Below are 14937 nucleotides of genomic sequence, written 5' to 3' on the forward strand. Positions count from 1 at the left end.
ATATACAATGCGCAGTAAACTATTAATCTATGTGTTGCTTTTAGGTACTCTGGCCACTAATGCCCAAGAACTTAATTCGCCTCAACTTTCACAATATTTGGCAGATAATCCTTTCGTGCTCTCGCCAACTTACGCCGGTATTGGCGATCACGTGAAAATTAGGTTGAACGGCCTTGCACAATGGGTTGGAATAAAGGACGCACCTAGAACCCAATCCTTGGCCGCGGATATGAGGATAGGGGAAAAATCAGGGATAGGTGCCTTTCTATATAACGACTCCAACGGTTATACCAAACAACAGGGAGCACGGATTTCCTTCGCACACCATTTAACTTTGAATCGTTATGAGGACGAGTTTTTGTCATTTGGTATCTCTTATAATTTTAACCAATTTAGATTGGATGTTCAGGAATTTGTAGATGCAGGTTTTGATCCCGGGGTTACCAATGACAGGTCCACATCCAACCACAATTTTGATGTAGGCCTTTTGTACAGAAAAAATGCCTTTTACTTCAGTGCAAATGCCTCCAACGTTATTAATAAGGATGTGTACATATTCGATCCCATCTATGAGCCCAGTAAACTTAGAAACTTCTATGTATATTCTGGATACAGATACAAAAAGTCCAGAAACAGTGATATGGAAATAGAACCTTCCATTTTATACAAGATATTTGAAAGTGATGGCAGATCGGAGGCCGACTTAAACCTGAAATTCAGGTGGTACGATTTTGAGGATTACTATTATGCAGGTATAACATACCGTTTCTTAAATGACCAAATTGGAAGGCCCTTATATATAGCTCCCTTGGCCGGACTTAAAAAAAGCAATTTTTATTTCGGTTATTCCTATCAGATCATTCTGAACGAAATTTTGGGATATAGTACGGGTACCCACGTAGTAACCATTGGGGTAGACCTTTTCCAAGGAATTAGTAATTGCAGATGTACCTACTAAATAAATATCTTAGGAATATCAAATTAAATCCATAAAATACGTCCGTTACGTCAGCTCTTGTTCAATCTTACCACTTAAAATTTACTTAATATCTGTTCTTTTGCGCTGCGATTGATTTAATTTTGTAGAAATTATAGATATGGTGGGGAAAGTAAGGGTCAGCAATATAAAAGTTTATGCCAATCACGGTTGTCTTAAAGAGGAGACCATTATTGGAAGCGATTATCAGGTAAATGTTGAGGTAGATGCCGATTTAAAAAAGGCATCCGAATCGGATAATCTTAGTGAAACTGTAGATTACGTTCACATAAACCATATTGTAAAAGAAGAAATGGCTATTCCTTCAAAACTATTGGAACACGTAGCACAACGTATCCTTCATAGAATCTTTGCTGAAATATCAATAGCAAAAAAAGTAAAAGTTGCCGTCTCCAAAATCAACCCTCCCATTGGTGGTGATGTAAAAGAAGTAACCATAATACTTAAATCCAAAAGATCAGGATTTTAGTTTTTGAAACATAAAAAAAGTATTACCTTTGCACTGCAAAAAGGCATTGTGGCCGAGTGGCTAGGCAGAGCTCTGCAAAAGCTTGTACAGCGGTTCGAATCCGCTCGATGCCTCTAAACCTTCATCTTAATTGATGAAGGTTTTTTGTTTTAAACAGTGTTTATATTCCTAAATATAGGTATGAAAAAACAACGGGCTACTCCCTAATAAGCTCTATCCCTTTTTCAATATTCAATTGATCTTTAGGAAGAAAGCCCTTTACTATTAAAACCAAGCCACAAATAACAAGGATAATACCAAGTCCTTTTTTAACCAATAGAATTCGCCTTTTGGTCAGTTTTCTTCTCAATTGCTTAGCCAATAATATTTTAAATATATCGGTAACAAAATAAGCCCCGATCATAGCCGAAAAGAAAAGTATTATTCTATTTGAATCATTATCCAAACTAGGCCCTACTACAATAATAATACCTAGCCAAAATACCAATACCCCAATGTTGATAAAATTCAATAGGAAACCTTTAACACACAAACTAAGGTAGTCGCCCTTGGTAATCCTAATTTTAGTTTCCTGTTTATGGGATTCCCTCTTAAAAACATTGGTAAGTCCGTAAACCAATAAGATGGTACCTCCAAAAACATATAATCCAGGATGATTACTGAGGTTTTCCAATAGTTGAAAACTACTAAAATATGCTAAGGATATAAAAATAATATCGGCAACAATCACACCTATATCAAAACATAAGGCCGCTCTAAATCCTTTAATGGCACTGGTTTCCAGAAGAACAAAAAAAACAGGTCCAATCATAAAGCTTAATAAAAAGCCCAATGGAATTGCCGCCTGTATGTCCTCAATCATAAAGTTCCTTTACTTACATTCTGGTAATTTTACCACCAAAAACCGTTTTTTCTTCCATTTTTGTAGGATTACCATATACCATTACCTCTCCACCCGCCTTTACGGCAGCCTTAACATAATCTGTTGCATATACCTCTGCCCTAGAACCCGCATTTACATTAATGGTACTGAATTTAGTTTTGAAATCCTTTCCTTTATATATACCTCCCGTATTTATCTGTACATCTTGAATGTTGGATGCACCGGATGCAGAAATAATACCCCCTGTGACACTTTTTATAAGCATTTGATCTACCTGGGCACTAATAATCAATTCTCCACCTTCCTGTGCCTTAAGTTCCAAAATATCTTGCTTTATAGGATCTTTAGATGAAATTCTAGCATCTTCATTAGTATCAATAACAATAAGTTTTTCTGTATAATGCAAATCTACAAAAGTTCTATAGCCGCTAAATAGCTTATTAACTTCCATACGAATCTTCAGTATACCATCATTGTTAACAATGGCAACATTACTAGTATTGGCACCAGTAATTACAGCTTTGTTAACATCTGATTTTATAAGATTAACGGATAAACCATCAAAAGCCTTCACTTCTTTGAAGGGCTGTAAATTCTGAGTTACCTTTTCGTTTTGCGACCATAACGAATGTGTCGCAATCACAAACAAAAGCATCACTATTAATTTTTGATCCATTATCATAGGGCTATAGTTTTTAGGTCAATATTCATCAACCCAAAAACATTTTTTCCGGACAAATTCCGTAACACATATTTATGTACTGGCAATAATTCTTCCAACTTTATCGAGCTAACTCAATTAGTTAAACAAATTCCATTCCAAAACAAAAATTTAGTCGTTTTTTCCCAATAAGGAAAAATCCAAATGGCGCTTAATTAAATCTGTACTCTTAACCATTACTACAACCTCATCTCCCAATTGATAGGATTTCTTGGTTTTTTCACCAACAATGGCGTATTCCTTTTCATCAAAGGTATAATAATCATCCTTTATATCCCTAATCCTGACCATTCCTTCACACTTATTCTCAATAATCTCAACATATAGGCCCCATTCTGTAACCCCTGAAATTACACCTACAAACTCCTGGTCCTGATGATCTTCCATAAATTTTATCTGCATATATTTAATGGAATCCCGTTCAGCATTAGCTGCCAGACTTTCCATATCAGAGGAATGCTTGCATTTTTCTTCGTAAGACTCAGCCTTAGGGCTATCACCACCGTCCAAATAATGTTGTAACAATCGGTGTACCATCACATCAGGATACCTTCTAATAGGTGAGGTAAAATGAGTGTAATAATCAAAAGCCAACCCATAATGGCCAATATTGTCCACTGTATAAATGGCCTTGCTCATGCTACGTATCGCCAGGGTATCGACCAAGTTCTGCTCCTTTTTACCCTTTACGTCCTCCAAAAGTTGATTTAGGGAATTACTTATAGATTTTTTATCCTTAAAGTTTAACTGATGTCCAAAACGGGAAATAATACCATTAAGAGCCATTAATTTATCTTCATTAGGTTCATCATGGACCCTATAAACAAAGGTTTTAACAGGTTTTTGTTTCCCTATAAAACGGGCCACTTTTCTATTCGCCAATAACATAAATTCCTCAATTAGTTTATTGGCATCCTTGGATTCCTTAAAATAAACACCTTCCGGTTCCATTTTATCATTAAGGTTAAAACGTACTTCTATTTTATCAAATGAAATAGCCCCTTCGCGCATCCGTTGATCACGCATTATTTTAGCAAGTCGGTCCATGTTCAAGGTGGCATTAACTACCTCATCACTAACGGTATATGCTTTGTCCCTAATGGATAATTCCTCCGGAATATTCCCATTACCAGTCTCTATAATATGCTGGGCTTCTTCATAGGCAAATCGTTCATCAGAATTTATTACAGTACGTCCAAACCACTCATTTTTAATAACGGCTTTGTCATCAATTTCAAAAATGGCGGAAAAGGTATATTTTTCCTCATTAGGACGTAGGGAACATGCATTATTGGATAATACCTCCGGTAACATGGGAACCACCCTATCCACTAAATAAACAGATGTTGCCCTATTATAGGCTTCGTCATCCAAAATAGTATCTGTTTCCAAGTAATGGGAAACATCGGCTATGTGAATACCTATCTCATAATTGCCATTTTCCAATTTCTTAAAAGAAAGGGCATCATCAAAATCCTTGGCATCCTTGGGATCAATAGTAAAGGTAAGAGTATCCCTAAGATCTCTTCTCTTCGCTATCTCTTCCGCTTTAATACTGGTATCCAAAGTGTCTGCGTACATTTCCACCTCTGTAGGAAACTCGTAGGGCAGTCCGTATTGTGCTAAAATGGAATGTATTTCTGTATTGTGCTCCCCTGGTTTCCCCAATACTTGGGTTATAGTACCAAAGGGGGAATCTGCATTATCTGGCCATTCACTTATTTCTGCAATTACCTTATCCCCATCTTGAGCCGTGGAAATTTTATTTTTTGGTATAAAAATATCGGTGTACATTCTATAGTCCGTAGGACGTACAAATGCAAAATCCTTTTGCATATCTACTATACCAACAAAAGCGTTCTTATTTCTGGATATTACCTTAGTAATTTCCCCTTCCAATTTTTTTCCTTTTCTTCTAGGAAAAATATAAACCTCTACTTCATCCTTGTGGAAAGCCTTTTTTAATTTATTGAACGGAACAAAAACATCATCATCCAAACCTTCAACAACAATATAGGCATTTCCCCTACCTGTTATATCTACCGTTCCAGTATGGTAAGTCTTATTTGAGGCTATAGCCTTATAAGCACCCCTATCCTCTTCCAAAATTCGCTTCTTTTCCTTTAATTCTACCAATCTTTTAATAAGAGTGTTCCTATCATTGGCATCTACAACCCCAATTTTAGCAGCAATTTGCTTATAGTTAAAAGATTTTTCCGGCTCCTTTTCCAGAACTGTGAATATCCCTCGGGTTATTTCGTTTTTCCTTTGATTTTTGTTTCTTTTATTATTCTTTGACATTAACACTTTTATTTTTGGAAAATTACGAATTATAATCCATTGTCTTTAAATTCCCATTTTAAGTTTCCATCTTCTTTAATTAATATTGTTATCAACATCTATTATATATATATGTTTTCTTTTTTCTTAAATTTAAAATAAAATGGTGATTATAATGGTCTGTTTATAGTGGATATAAAAAAGCAGTGATTAATTTGCTTTGAACCATTAAATAAGTTTATTGACAATTTATACAGTAAGTAATTATTATAAATCAATGACTTAAATGGGTTATTAATATTTGTTGACAACCTATATCAACATAAAATTATTGAAAAGTTAATGTAATGGGAATGTTAATTACTTCGATTAATTATTTAATATCTTTCTATTAGATTCTAAGAAGTAAATTATTCATTTAGGATAACATTTTGTAAAGCAAAATTAAAGCGGATAATAAAAATTTAATATTTACTTTTTATAAGTAGTTTGTTAACAATAAGCCATTGTTACTAAACGACTAAATAACAACGGTTTTCTTTATTATTATAATTTATGTTGTTAATAACCTGGTTTCTGTGGTGAAACCATAGGTATTTGTACATTTGTGTGTATAGGAGTACGTATTTAATAAAATTATTATTTTACTTTATTCATTAATAACTAACCTAAAACAATGAAAATAGCAATTGGTAATGATCATGCTGGAACAGAGTATAAGCTTGCAATAATTGGGTTACTAAAATCTATGGGTGTTGAAGTAGTAAACCATGGTACCGATGGTACTGATAGTGTTGATTATGCCGATTTTGTACATCCTGTGGCCAATGAAGTGGAGCAAGGAAATGTAGATTTGGGAATTATAATATGTGGAAGTGGCAACGGAGTTTCCATGACGGCGAACAAACATCAGAAAATTAGGGCGGCATTATGTTGGACCACCGAGATTGTACAGTTGGCCAAAGAACATAACGATGCAAATATATTAAGCTTGCCTGCCAGATTTATTTCCTTGCCACAGGCGTTGGAAATGGTTAAAACATTTTTGAATACCTCCTTTGAAGGTGGTCGTCATGAAAGAAGAATAGAGAAGATACCCTGTAAGTAAAGAATTGGCATTATAATATTGTACTTATTAATGAAGTTAGAAATAAAAAAGTTTCATGAACTTGGGGTACAGGAACTATATGATATTTTACAGTTACGAAGTGAAGTATTTGTATTGGAACAGGACTGTGTATACCAGGATCTGGACGGAAAAGATGAACATGCCCTTCATGTAATAGGGTATAAAAATAGAAAAGTTGTAGCTTATACCCGAGTTTTTAAGGCTGGTGACTATTTTAAAGAAGCAAGTATAGGTAGGGTAGTTGTAAGAAAATCTGAACGTCAGTTTGGGTTTGGACTGCAAATTATGCAAGCTTCAATTGCTGTTATAGAACAAAATTTTGGGCCTACTCCTATACATATTTCTGCTCAAAAATATTTAACCAAATTCTATTCTTCGCTTGGTTTTAAGAAAATTGGTGAGGAATATTTGGAGGACGGCATACCCCATCTTGCAATGTTAAAGGAGTAGTTTCATTTAATCCTCTTTCTTACCTTATTTCGATTCAGTCCATAAAAAAGAGCTGAAATTTCAGCTCTTATGAAATATAGTCTAGCTATGTCAAATTAAATTTTAATGGGTGTTTTGTCGCTCAAATTTATATCCTCCAACATACTGTCCGTAAATTTATAGTGTCCTTTTGTGGTTATAATTTTAAAGCGATTGGAATTCATTCTGCTTAGCGTATCCAAAAACAACCATTTGGATTTTAGCAATAGGGGTCGATCAGATTTCAAACTGATTTCAAAATAATACTTTTTACCATTTTTTAAAGCCACAATATCCGGGGTAATTTTGGTGTCACTTCCTTTTTTTAAATAGGATTTTGGACAATCATAACCTTCTAAATCCGCCTTGATTTTTTCAAAACCGTGCGCTTCCAAATGGGTAATGGACTTCTTAATGAACTCCTGGTTTGCTGACTTTTCAATTTTTATCATAGTCGTAATTTACGCAAAAAATCGACAAAAAGCAAATAAATACGCTGATTAACAGTTATTTAAGTAGAGTTTAACAAAAAGGTGGTTTGAGACAAATTATAGGAAAAGGAATACTACAATTGTAGTTTGGAACAATTATTAAATTGCTGTGGTTTACATGTTAATTTTAGTGAAGAGGGTTTCTCCAATTTGCTCCACAACTCCTACAACAAGTGCATTTCCCATAAAAAAAGCGCGTTTGGCATCACTTATTCCCTGCAACTTGGTGTGATTGTCCGGAAACATATTTAATCGTTCCAGTTCCACTGGGGTCAACCTTCTTAATCCCTTACGGGTTTGGACTACATGTTTAAATCGTGAGGGACTTCTTCCTCCTTCACCAGTAATTATGGTTCTGGAAGCATTGTCAAGATTATCTGGAAACAACATTTTCCCTTCACCATATTGGTATTGAAATCCATTTTTAGCCTGGCGTAATTCTTTTTTTGCACCTTTTAGATACTCCCATTTGGTTATATCCTCGGGAGCAATTATAAAGTCATCGGTTATTTCTCCATTATGAAGAATATCACCAAGAGTTGTTTTTGGTCCTTTGTAATTGGCAGTTGTCCTTGTGGTGGTTATAGTTCCATCCATACAGATTCCAGTGTTTTGAAAAGGGGATAACTTCCCTTCCAAATTGAAATTATTGGAAATAGCAACCAAATCGCCTTCCAAGTTTAAATTTGTTACTTGAGAGGATAATCCATTAATAGCGAAGGATTGGGCAATAGTTCCATTTTTAATAAGCCATGCCAATGGATCTAATGATTTAAGGGATTTGTAAATTGCTGTAGATTTATGATAAGCTAAAATAAACACCCTTCGTCTGCGTTGTGGCATTCCATAATCTGCGGCATTTATTACGCGCCACTCTACGGCATAGCCCAACTCGTCCAAACTTTTCAACATTACAGCGAAGTCCCTGCCTCTTTGGTTTGAGGGTGATTTTAATAATCGATCTACATTTTCTAAAAAAAGGTATTTTGGTTTGTTTTTTTTCTCCTTCAAAATATTATGTATACTCCACCATAGCACCCCTTTTTTTCCAATTAGACCTTTGGAATTCTTTAGTGAGGTGGCCACGGAATAGTCCTGGCAGGGAAATCCGCCTACCAAAATGTCGTGATCTGGGATTTCTGTGACAGGAACCTCGGAAATATCTTTATTGGAGTGGTTCTCCTTACCAAAGTTATGTTCATATACCAAAGAGGCGTGTTGGATTTTGGTAGAGGGCTCCCATTGATTGGACCAAATTATATCGAAGTTTTTGGTTCTTTCCAATCCCAATCTAAAGCCACCAACCCCGGCAAATAATTCTATGGTTTTTAATTTTTTCGTCATTCCAGTGTCTAAAATTAGACAAAAAATAAGTCATAAATTTAATTTTAGGAATTGTAGTACCCCACAATCCTTAAATTTTTATAATTTTCCAGATTCCGAAATAATTTTAGTTTCACAACCCTAAAATAATGTACATGAATCGCTGCCAAAGGGGAATATTTTTTCTATTGATTTCAGGAGTTTTATTATTCCTTTCCTGTGAGCCCAAAGTTGACCAAGGAGAGCTTGTTATTAATACCTTGTTGGAAGATATTAAACAGGAATTTGCTCCGGACAAAAGGGTGGCCCTTTTTAAGGTTGAAATTGTTAAAAGTGGAAATGAAAACATATTGAAGGGGGAGTCCAATCTGCCAGAGGCTGTTGCTACATTTAAAGAAAAGCTTATAGATAATAAAATAAACTTCATAGATAGTATTCAATTATTGCCTGCAACCAATTTAGAGGGGCCTACCCAAGGATTAATCACCATATCCGTGGCCAATTTACGGGCTAAGCCAGCACATTCGTCAGAATTGGTGACCCAGGCCACTTTGGGAACACCCGTAAAGATATTGAAGGAGGAGGATGCCTGGTATTTGATTCAAACCCCGGATAAATATTTGTCATGGGTAGACGGGGGAGGAATAGAGGCACTTTCCAGTGAGAGGTATACAGCCTGGAAATCCACCCCAAAGGTTATTTACACCAACACAATAGGACATTCCTATTCAGAGCCGGAAAAGGATACACAAGTGGTTTCGGATATGGTGGCTGGAGGCGTATTGGAGCGTATTGGGGAAGAAGGGGAGTTTTATTTTGTTGCTTATCCAGACGGCAGAAAAGCTTATATTTCTAAAATTGAAGCTATGGACTATGATACTTGGTTGGCCGATTTGGACCCCAATCAGGAATCTTTGGTGCAAACTTCCAAAACCTTAATGGGTGTACCGTATTTATGGGGAGGTACTTCTACCAAAGGAGTAGACTGTAGTGGATTCACAAAAACAATATATTTTTTAAACGGTATTGTTTTACCTAGGGATGCCTCGCAACAAATACACACCGGTAAACAGGTGGATACTGAGAGGGATTTTGATAAGTTGGTTCCCGGCGATTTATTGTTTTTTGGCAAACCGGCAACAGATAAGACCAAGGAACGTGTAATCCATGTGGGTATGTGGATAGGGAACAATGAATTTATCCACTCCGCCGGAAGGGTGCATATTAGCAGTATGGACAAAAATGCCCCTAATTATGACGAGTATAATTTAAATAGATATTTGCGTACCAATCGTTATCTGGAGGAATCCAAAGACGGATTAATTGAGCTGTCCAAAACCCCTGTTTTTAAGGACTAAGCCCAGATTATTTTAAGTTTACCGCCAAAATATAGTCATCGGCTGTTATGTAGAGTCTTTTTTCGTCCGCATCAAAAGCGCAATTTGCGGTGGCCTGTCCCGTGTGGATTCTTGCCAAAGCTTTCCCCATGGGATCAAAGACCCAAATACCGCCCGGGCCAGTAGCAAATATGAATCCCCTACTATTTATTTTTAACCCGTCCGGCAATCCCTGTTCCCCTATTTCTCCTATAAGATGGGTTACGTCATGGAAAAGTTTTTTATCGCTTACTTTTCCTGGTGCTATAATGTTATATTGGTACCAAGCAGCATGTTCCTCGTCAGAATTTGCAACATATAGTGTGTTGCCATCGCCAGATATTCCAATTCCGTTAGGTCGGGAAAGGGAGTCCAATAACATTAATTCCCCCGACGACAGCAGGCAATAAATTCCTTGAAATTTTAACTCTTTGGCTGGATCATTCATTCTTTTTGGTAAGCCATAAGGGGGATCGGTAAAATAAAGGTTGCCCTTATTATCAAATGTTCCGTCATTTGGACTATTCAATTTTTTGCCCAAATAAGTAGAAACCAAGGCAGTAAAGTCAGACTTGGGCGATTTTATGGGTGCATTCATTTTGGCCACCTGACGGTTACCGTGTTGCATAAGCACTAAATCACCGTCCTTATTAAGCATTAAACCATTGGAGCCCGGTTCTTCCCCCGTGAAGCTGGTTCCCGAAAATCCTGAGGGATGCAGGTAGGTAACTGTATCATTGTTAATGGGGTCTAGCTTATAGACCTTATTATTTGGGATGTCCGAAAACAACAAATAGTTGCCCTCTTTAATCCAAAGTGGTCCTTCGGTCCAGGCAAAGCCGCTGGCAAGTACCTCAATTTTCGATTTTGGGTCAATGATTTGCAGCGCTTGGTCGTCAAGTATTTCTATTGAAAATGATGAAGAAATATCTTCAGCGGGCATTGATTTTTTACTCACTTCTTTGCAAGACCCCAATAGGAGTACTGAGCCTATGATAGCACATGTTGTCTTATTCATTTTCATTTTAGGTCATTATTTTAACGATTATAGTGATAACGGTCATGGCAGTGACACCTAATACAAAAGTTCCGGCAGATTGAATCTGATAGCCTTGTTTTACATTCATTCCTGTAAGTTGGGTAAGGACCCAAAAGAAACTGTCATTTACATGTGATACCACTGAAGCTCCGGCACCTATTGCCAAAACGGTCATGGTAGCCATAAAAGGCTCGTCAAGGCCCAATGCGGGCATTAAAGGGGCTATTATGGAGGCGGTGGTTACCAAGGCCACAGTTGAGGATCCCTGGGTAGTCTTAAGACAGGCGGCCAACAGAAAAGGCAGGAACAAACCTAACTCCATACCGGTAAATTCTGAGGTAATGGTATCGGCAATGCCTGAATTTTGCAACATCTTTCCAAAAATACCACCGGCACCGGTAATAAAAATAATGGGAGCGGCCTCCCTCAATGATTCTCCAAACCAGCCTGTGGAGGAGAAAATCTTTTCATCCAACTTCTTAGGCAATACCAAAGACAATAACACTCCTACCAAAAGAGCAATCACAGGAGTACCTAGGAATGATATAATTGTTTTAAATATTGAAGGTTGAAAAGTGAATTCCGGATAATCCATGACCGACTTAAAGATGATTAGCAATATCGGAATTACAATGGCCAATAGGGATTTCCAAAGGGCCGGTTGTTCCTGTTTGGTAGTTACGGCCTCGAGGATTATAGGAACATGAATTCTGGATGCTAACTTGGTAGCAAAGAAATAACAGGCAATTAAGGAAATACTGCTGATCAGCAAGCCCCAAATCATAACACTGCCCAAATCCGCCCCCAAAATACCAGCAGCGGCAATAGGTCCGGGGGTAGGTGGCACCATGGTATGCGAAGCGGTTAAACCCAATGCCAGGGCCGCGGTGGTACCCGCAAATGAAACCCCGGCCTTATGGGAAAGGACTTTGTTCAAGGGGTTCATGATGAGCAGGGCACTATCTGCAAATACAGGAATTGAAAGGATATACCCAGTAAGCAGCATGGCCAAATGAATGGATTTGGCCCCAATAACCTTTAAAATTTTAGAGGCTATGACAAATGCTCCGCCCGATTTTTCCAAGACTTTACCAATGGTAACTCCGAACAATATAATGAGTCCTATTTTGCCCATTATATCACCAAATCCGTTATTGATGGAATTGATTATGGCTTCAATATCCATTCCTGTCATAAACCCGTAAGCGATGGCCGAGAAAAGGAGCACAAAAAAGGGATGTACTTTAAATTTGATGATGCCAATGATCAATAAGGCAAGGGATAGTACTAAAGCAATAAGGTAAGTCATGGTTTTTTGGTTGTTTATTGGTGTTAGTCAATTATATATTCTTACCATTCGGTAAAGTTTCCATCTTGGCCACGCCATATCGGGTTGGCCCAATTATGACCTATTTTTTGACCTTCCCTTATTTTTTCTTCATTCATTTCAACGCCTAGTCCTGGTTTTTGAAACAATTCAATATATCCATCCTTGATATCGAATATCTCTGGGTTCAATACATAGTCCAATAGATCAAAGCCCTGATTGTAATGGATTCCTATACTGTTTTCCTGAATAAAGGCATTGGCGGAGACAAAATCCACATGTAATGCAGAAGCCAATGATATAGGCCCTAATGGACAATGGGGAGCCAAAGCTACATCATAGGCTTCGGCCATAGTTGCTATTCTCCTTACCTCTGAAATGCCTCCAGCGTGACTAAGGTCGGGCTGAATAATGTCCACAACACCTTCTTCCAGAATTTTCTTAAAATCCCAACGGGAAAACATACGCTCTCCTGTGGCAATAGGGATACTGGTGTAAGGGTAAATATGTTTTAAGGCATCGTTATTTTCGCTTAGGACAGGTTCTTCAATAAACATGGGTTCATATGGGGCCAGCTCATCTATAAGTCGCTTTACCATGCCTTTGTGTACACGGCCATGAAAATCCAATCCTATGTCCAAATCGGTTCCAAATTCCTCCCTTAATAATTTAATGTTGTTGGCAACCTGTTTAACATCCTTTAAGGTGGAAATCCAGTCCATTCCCCCAGTGGCGTTCATTTTTACAGCCTGGAACCCGGTCTTTACCTTTTCATGTGCCTGTTCCAATAACACTTCGGGATGGTCTCCACCTATCCAGCAGTACATTTTCATTTTATGTCGCACCGCCCCTCCCAATAAATCGTAAACGGGAACTCCTAGAAACTTGCCCTTTATATCCCAAAGGGCTTGGTCTATACCGGAAAGAGCACTCATTAGAATAGGGCCACCACGGTAAAACCCTCCCCTATAGAGGACTTGCCATATGTCTTCAATATTTGATGCCGACCTTCCGATGAGGTATTGTTGCAGTTCCATTACGCAGGCGGCTACTGTATCCGCTTTACCTTCCACCACCGGTTCGCCCCAGCCAATAATCCCTTCTCTTGTGGTTACCTTAACAAAAAGCCATCTTGGCGGGACTTTAAAAAGTTCAATTTTTTCAATAATAAGTTGTTCCTTCATAATGCTTTTACAATTTCTTTTATCCCTTGTAGGGTGTTCTAAAAATCGTATTTATTTATAGTGGTTGAAACTATTTCGATACATTCCTTTTCGTAAATCAATGACTTTAAAAGTATTAAAGAATTAAATGTAACCAATAGTTATGAATATTTAGAATATTGAAGTTTTTCAACAAATTAAACTAAAGTATAACAGTTTGTCCTGTCCTTACCGACTCATCGGCGGCAAGTACAATTTTAAGGCTACTAATGGCATCCAGCAAGTGGGATGAAAGATCGTGGTCGTTTACAATCGCATTCAATAAAAATTCTTGTTCCAGTAAACAAAGTCCGTCATGATCGGGTTCTTCCTCCGTGGTAATAAGGTCGTCCTTTTTAATAAAATGTCCTTCCTTATCCAATTGGCTATAGTGAATTTTTAGGCTACCGGTTTTTGTATGTCCTTCAATATCCTGGGAATCGTCTTTTGGTTTGTCCGCGATGGAAACAGCTCCTTTTGGGCCAATCACATCTTTGATAAAAACGGCTGTTTCGCTCATCATAGGTCCCCAACCAGCCTCGTACCATCCAACGGACCCATCTTTAAAACGCACTTGTAATTGACCGTAATTATACATTTTTGCATCAATTTCTTCGGTTAAATTAACTCCAATGGCACTGACACTAATGGGTGTGGATTGGGTCATTAAACACATAATGTCCACATAGTGTACCCCACAATCCACTATTGGCGACATGGAATTCATCAATTGTTTATGGGTATACCATTTATCTCCAGAGCTTTGTTGGTTTAAGTTCATTCTCATTACCAAGGGTTTTCCAAGGGTACGGGCAATCTCCACAAACTTGGTCCATGAAGGATGTACCCTAAGGATATAACCGACCACCATTTTCCTATTTTTTGCCTTTGCCAAAGCCACCAATTCTTCAGCCTCAGCAACCGTGAGGGCAAGTGGTTTTTCAACAAAAACATGGGCGCCAGCGTTTAGACTTTTTCTAACATAGTCGGCATGGGTGTCCGGATAGGTATTAATGGACACTACATCTGGTTTGGATTCCCTTAAGGCAGTATCAAAATTACCATAGGTGGGCAAGCCTCCCAATTCCCTGGATAATTTCTCCCTACTTTGGGGCTTACGGCTAACAAGTCCCACTATTTCAAATTCAGGAAGTAGGTGATAGGCCCTGGCATGGGAAATTCCCATATTTCCACAACCTACAACAAGCGTTTTTAGTTTGTTCATAATCTTT

14 protein-coding genes and 1 tRNA gene are annotated in these 14937 nt (G+C 37.7%); 6 read left to right on the forward strand and 9 right to left on the reverse strand.

Annotated features, from left to right (window positions below; genetic code table 11):
• Nucleotides 1-7: 7 nt before the first annotated feature.
• The 3 genes from CWD91_RS01610 (at nt 8) to CWD91_RS01620 (ending at nt 1579) form a co-directional block, all read left to right on the forward strand.
• On the forward strand, nt 8-958 hold the full coding sequence (locus CWD91_RS01610; RefSeq protein ID WP_103439852.1) for a PorP/SprF family type IX secretion system membrane protein: 951 nt from the start codon (nt 8-10) through the stop codon (nt 956-958).
• A gap of 139 nt (nt 959-1097) precedes the next feature.
• The gene (folB, locus tag CWD91_RS01615) at nt 1098-1466 is read left to right on the forward strand and encodes a dihydroneopterin aldolase (protein ID WP_262923113.1); all 369 of its coding nucleotides are present in this window, start codon (nt 1098-1100) and stop codon (nt 1464-1466) included.
• A 42-nt stretch (nt 1467-1508) separates the two neighbouring features.
• A tRNA-Cys gene (locus tag CWD91_RS01620) sits at nt 1509-1579 on the forward strand.
• Between the two features lie 83 nt (nt 1580-1662).
• Here the strand turns inward: CWD91_RS01620 and CWD91_RS01625 are convergent.
• From CWD91_RS01625 to rnr, 3 genes are all read right to left on the reverse strand, one after another.
• Nucleotides 1663-2328, reverse strand: a complete 666-nt coding sequence (locus CWD91_RS01625) for a LysE family translocator (RefSeq protein WP_103439200.1) — start codon at nt 2326-2328, stop codon at nt 1663-1665.
• 13 nt (nt 2329-2341) lie between these two features.
• Nucleotides 2342-3025, reverse strand: a complete 684-nt coding sequence (locus tag CWD91_RS01630; RefSeq protein WP_192877634.1) for a head GIN domain-containing protein — start codon at nt 3023-3025, stop codon at nt 2342-2344.
• Nucleotides 3026-3181: 156 nt separating this feature from the next.
• Entirely contained in the window at nt 3182-5371 is a 2190-nt protein-coding gene (gene rnr, locus CWD91_RS01635; RefSeq protein ID WP_103439201.1) for a ribonuclease R, read from the reverse strand.
• A gap of 655 nt (nt 5372-6026) precedes the next feature.
• Here rnr and rpiB point away from each other — a divergent pair.
• Together rpiB and CWD91_RS01645 are read left to right on the forward strand one after the other, a co-directional pair.
• Nucleotides 6027-6458 carry a ribose 5-phosphate isomerase B gene (rpiB, locus tag CWD91_RS01640; RefSeq protein WP_103439202.1) on the forward strand — a complete coding sequence of 144 codons (432 nt, stop codon included), beginning with the start codon at nt 6027-6029 and terminating at the stop codon, nt 6456-6458.
• Between the two features lie 30 nt (nt 6459-6488).
• On the forward strand, nt 6489-6929 hold the full coding sequence (locus CWD91_RS01645; protein WP_103439203.1) for a GNAT family N-acetyltransferase: 441 nt from the start codon (nt 6489-6491) through the stop codon (nt 6927-6929).
• A gap of 95 nt (nt 6930-7024) precedes the next feature.
• Here CWD91_RS01645 and CWD91_RS01650 read toward each other — a convergent pair whose 3' ends face one another.
• Both CWD91_RS01650 and dcm read right to left on the reverse strand, forming a co-directional pair.
• On the reverse strand, nt 7025-7399 hold the full coding sequence (locus tag CWD91_RS01650; RefSeq protein ID WP_103439204.1) for a hypothetical protein: 375 nt from the start codon (nt 7397-7399) through the stop codon (nt 7025-7027).
• A 153-nt stretch (nt 7400-7552) separates the two neighbouring features.
• Nucleotides 7553-8782, reverse strand: coding sequence for a DNA (cytosine-5-)-methyltransferase (gene dcm / locus CWD91_RS01655; protein ID WP_103439205.1), 1230 nt, complete (start codon nt 8780-8782; stop codon nt 7553-7555).
• 134 nt (nt 8783-8916) lie between these two features.
• On the opposite strand from dcm, the gene CWD91_RS01660 reads away from it, so the two are divergent.
• Nucleotides 8917-10119, forward strand: a complete 1203-nt coding sequence (locus CWD91_RS01660; protein WP_103439206.1) for an SH3 domain-containing C40 family peptidase — start codon at nt 8917-8919, stop codon at nt 10117-10119.
• A 7-nt stretch (nt 10120-10126) separates the two neighbouring features.
• On the opposite strand, the gene CWD91_RS01665 is transcribed toward CWD91_RS01660, so the two are convergent.
• The 4 genes from CWD91_RS01665 to CWD91_RS01680 all read right to left on the reverse strand — a co-directional run bounded on the left by CWD91_RS01665 (nt 10127) and on the right by CWD91_RS01680 (nt 14930).
• The gene (locus CWD91_RS01665) at nt 10127-11161 is read right to left on the reverse strand and encodes an SMP-30/gluconolactonase/LRE family protein (RefSeq protein WP_239985607.1); all 1035 of its coding nucleotides are present in this window, start codon (nt 11159-11161) and stop codon (nt 10127-10129) included.
• A gap of 1 nt (nt 11162) precedes the next feature.
• The gene (locus CWD91_RS01670; protein WP_103439207.1) at nt 11163-12485 is read right to left on the reverse strand and encodes a GntP family permease; all 1323 of its coding nucleotides are present in this window, start codon (nt 12483-12485) and stop codon (nt 11163-11165) included.
• A 41-nt stretch (nt 12486-12526) separates the two neighbouring features.
• The gene (gene dgoD / locus CWD91_RS01675; RefSeq protein ID WP_103439208.1) at nt 12527-13687 is read right to left on the reverse strand and encodes a galactonate dehydratase; all 1161 of its coding nucleotides are present in this window, start codon (nt 13685-13687) and stop codon (nt 12527-12529) included.
• A gap of 181 nt (nt 13688-13868) precedes the next feature.
• A complete protein-coding gene (locus CWD91_RS01680; RefSeq protein WP_103439209.1) occupies nt 13869-14930 on the reverse strand; it encodes a Gfo/Idh/MocA family protein in 1062 nt (353 codons plus the stop codon).
• Nucleotides 14931-14937 lie beyond the last annotated feature (7 nt).

Origin of the sequence: Arenibacter hampyeongensis (assembly GCF_002909255.1) — a bacterium.
Classification (GTDB): Bacteria; Bacteroidota; Bacteroidia; order Flavobacteriales; family Flavobacteriaceae; genus Arenibacter; species Arenibacter hampyeongensis.

Coding starts and splice junctions, on each gene's coding strand:
- dcm (WP_103439205.1), bottom strand. CDS start 8,782: ATGACGAAAAAATTAAAAACCATAGAATTATTTGCCGGGGTTGGTGGC.
- CWD91_RS01670 (WP_103439207.1), bottom strand. CDS start 12,485: ATGACTTACCTTATTGCTTTAGTACTATCCCTTGCCTTATTGATCATT.
- CWD91_RS01660 (WP_103439206.1), top strand. CDS start 8,917: ATGAATCGCTGCCAAAGGGGAATATTTTTTCTATTGATTTCAGGAGTT.
- CWD91_RS01610 (WP_103439852.1), top strand. CDS start 8: ATGCGCAGTAAACTATTAATCTATGTGTTGCTTTTAGGTACTCTGGCC.
- CWD91_RS01665 (WP_239985607.1), bottom strand. CDS start 11,161: ATGAAAATGAATAAGACAACATGTGCTATCATAGGCTCAGTACTCCTA.
- dgoD (WP_103439208.1), bottom strand. CDS start 13,687: ATGAAGGAACAACTTATTATTGAAAAAATTGAACTTTTTAAAGTCCCG.
- CWD91_RS01650 (WP_103439204.1), bottom strand. CDS start 7,399: ATGATAAAAATTGAAAAGTCAGCAAACCAGGAGTTCATTAAGAAGTCC.
- CWD91_RS01630 (WP_192877634.1), bottom strand. CDS start 3,025: ATGGATCAAAAATTAATAGTGATGCTTTTGTTTGTGATTGCGACACAT.
- CWD91_RS01645 (WP_103439203.1), top strand. CDS start 6,489: ATGAAGTTAGAAATAAAAAAGTTTCATGAACTTGGGGTACAGGAACTA.
- CWD91_RS01680 (WP_103439209.1), bottom strand. CDS start 14,930: ATGAACAAACTAAAAACGCTTGTTGTAGGTTGTGGAAATATGGGAATT.
- rpiB (WP_103439202.1), top strand. CDS start 6,027: ATGAAAATAGCAATTGGTAATGATCATGCTGGAACAGAGTATAAGCTT.
- CWD91_RS01625 (WP_103439200.1), bottom strand. CDS start 2,328: ATGATTGAGGACATACAGGCGGCAATTCCATTGGGCTTTTTATTAAGC.
- folB (WP_262923113.1), top strand. CDS start 1,098: ATGGTGGGGAAAGTAAGGGTCAGCAATATAAAAGTTTATGCCAATCAC.
- rnr (WP_103439201.1), bottom strand. CDS start 5,371: ATGTCAAAGAATAATAAAAGAAACAAAAATCAAAGGAAAAACGAAATA.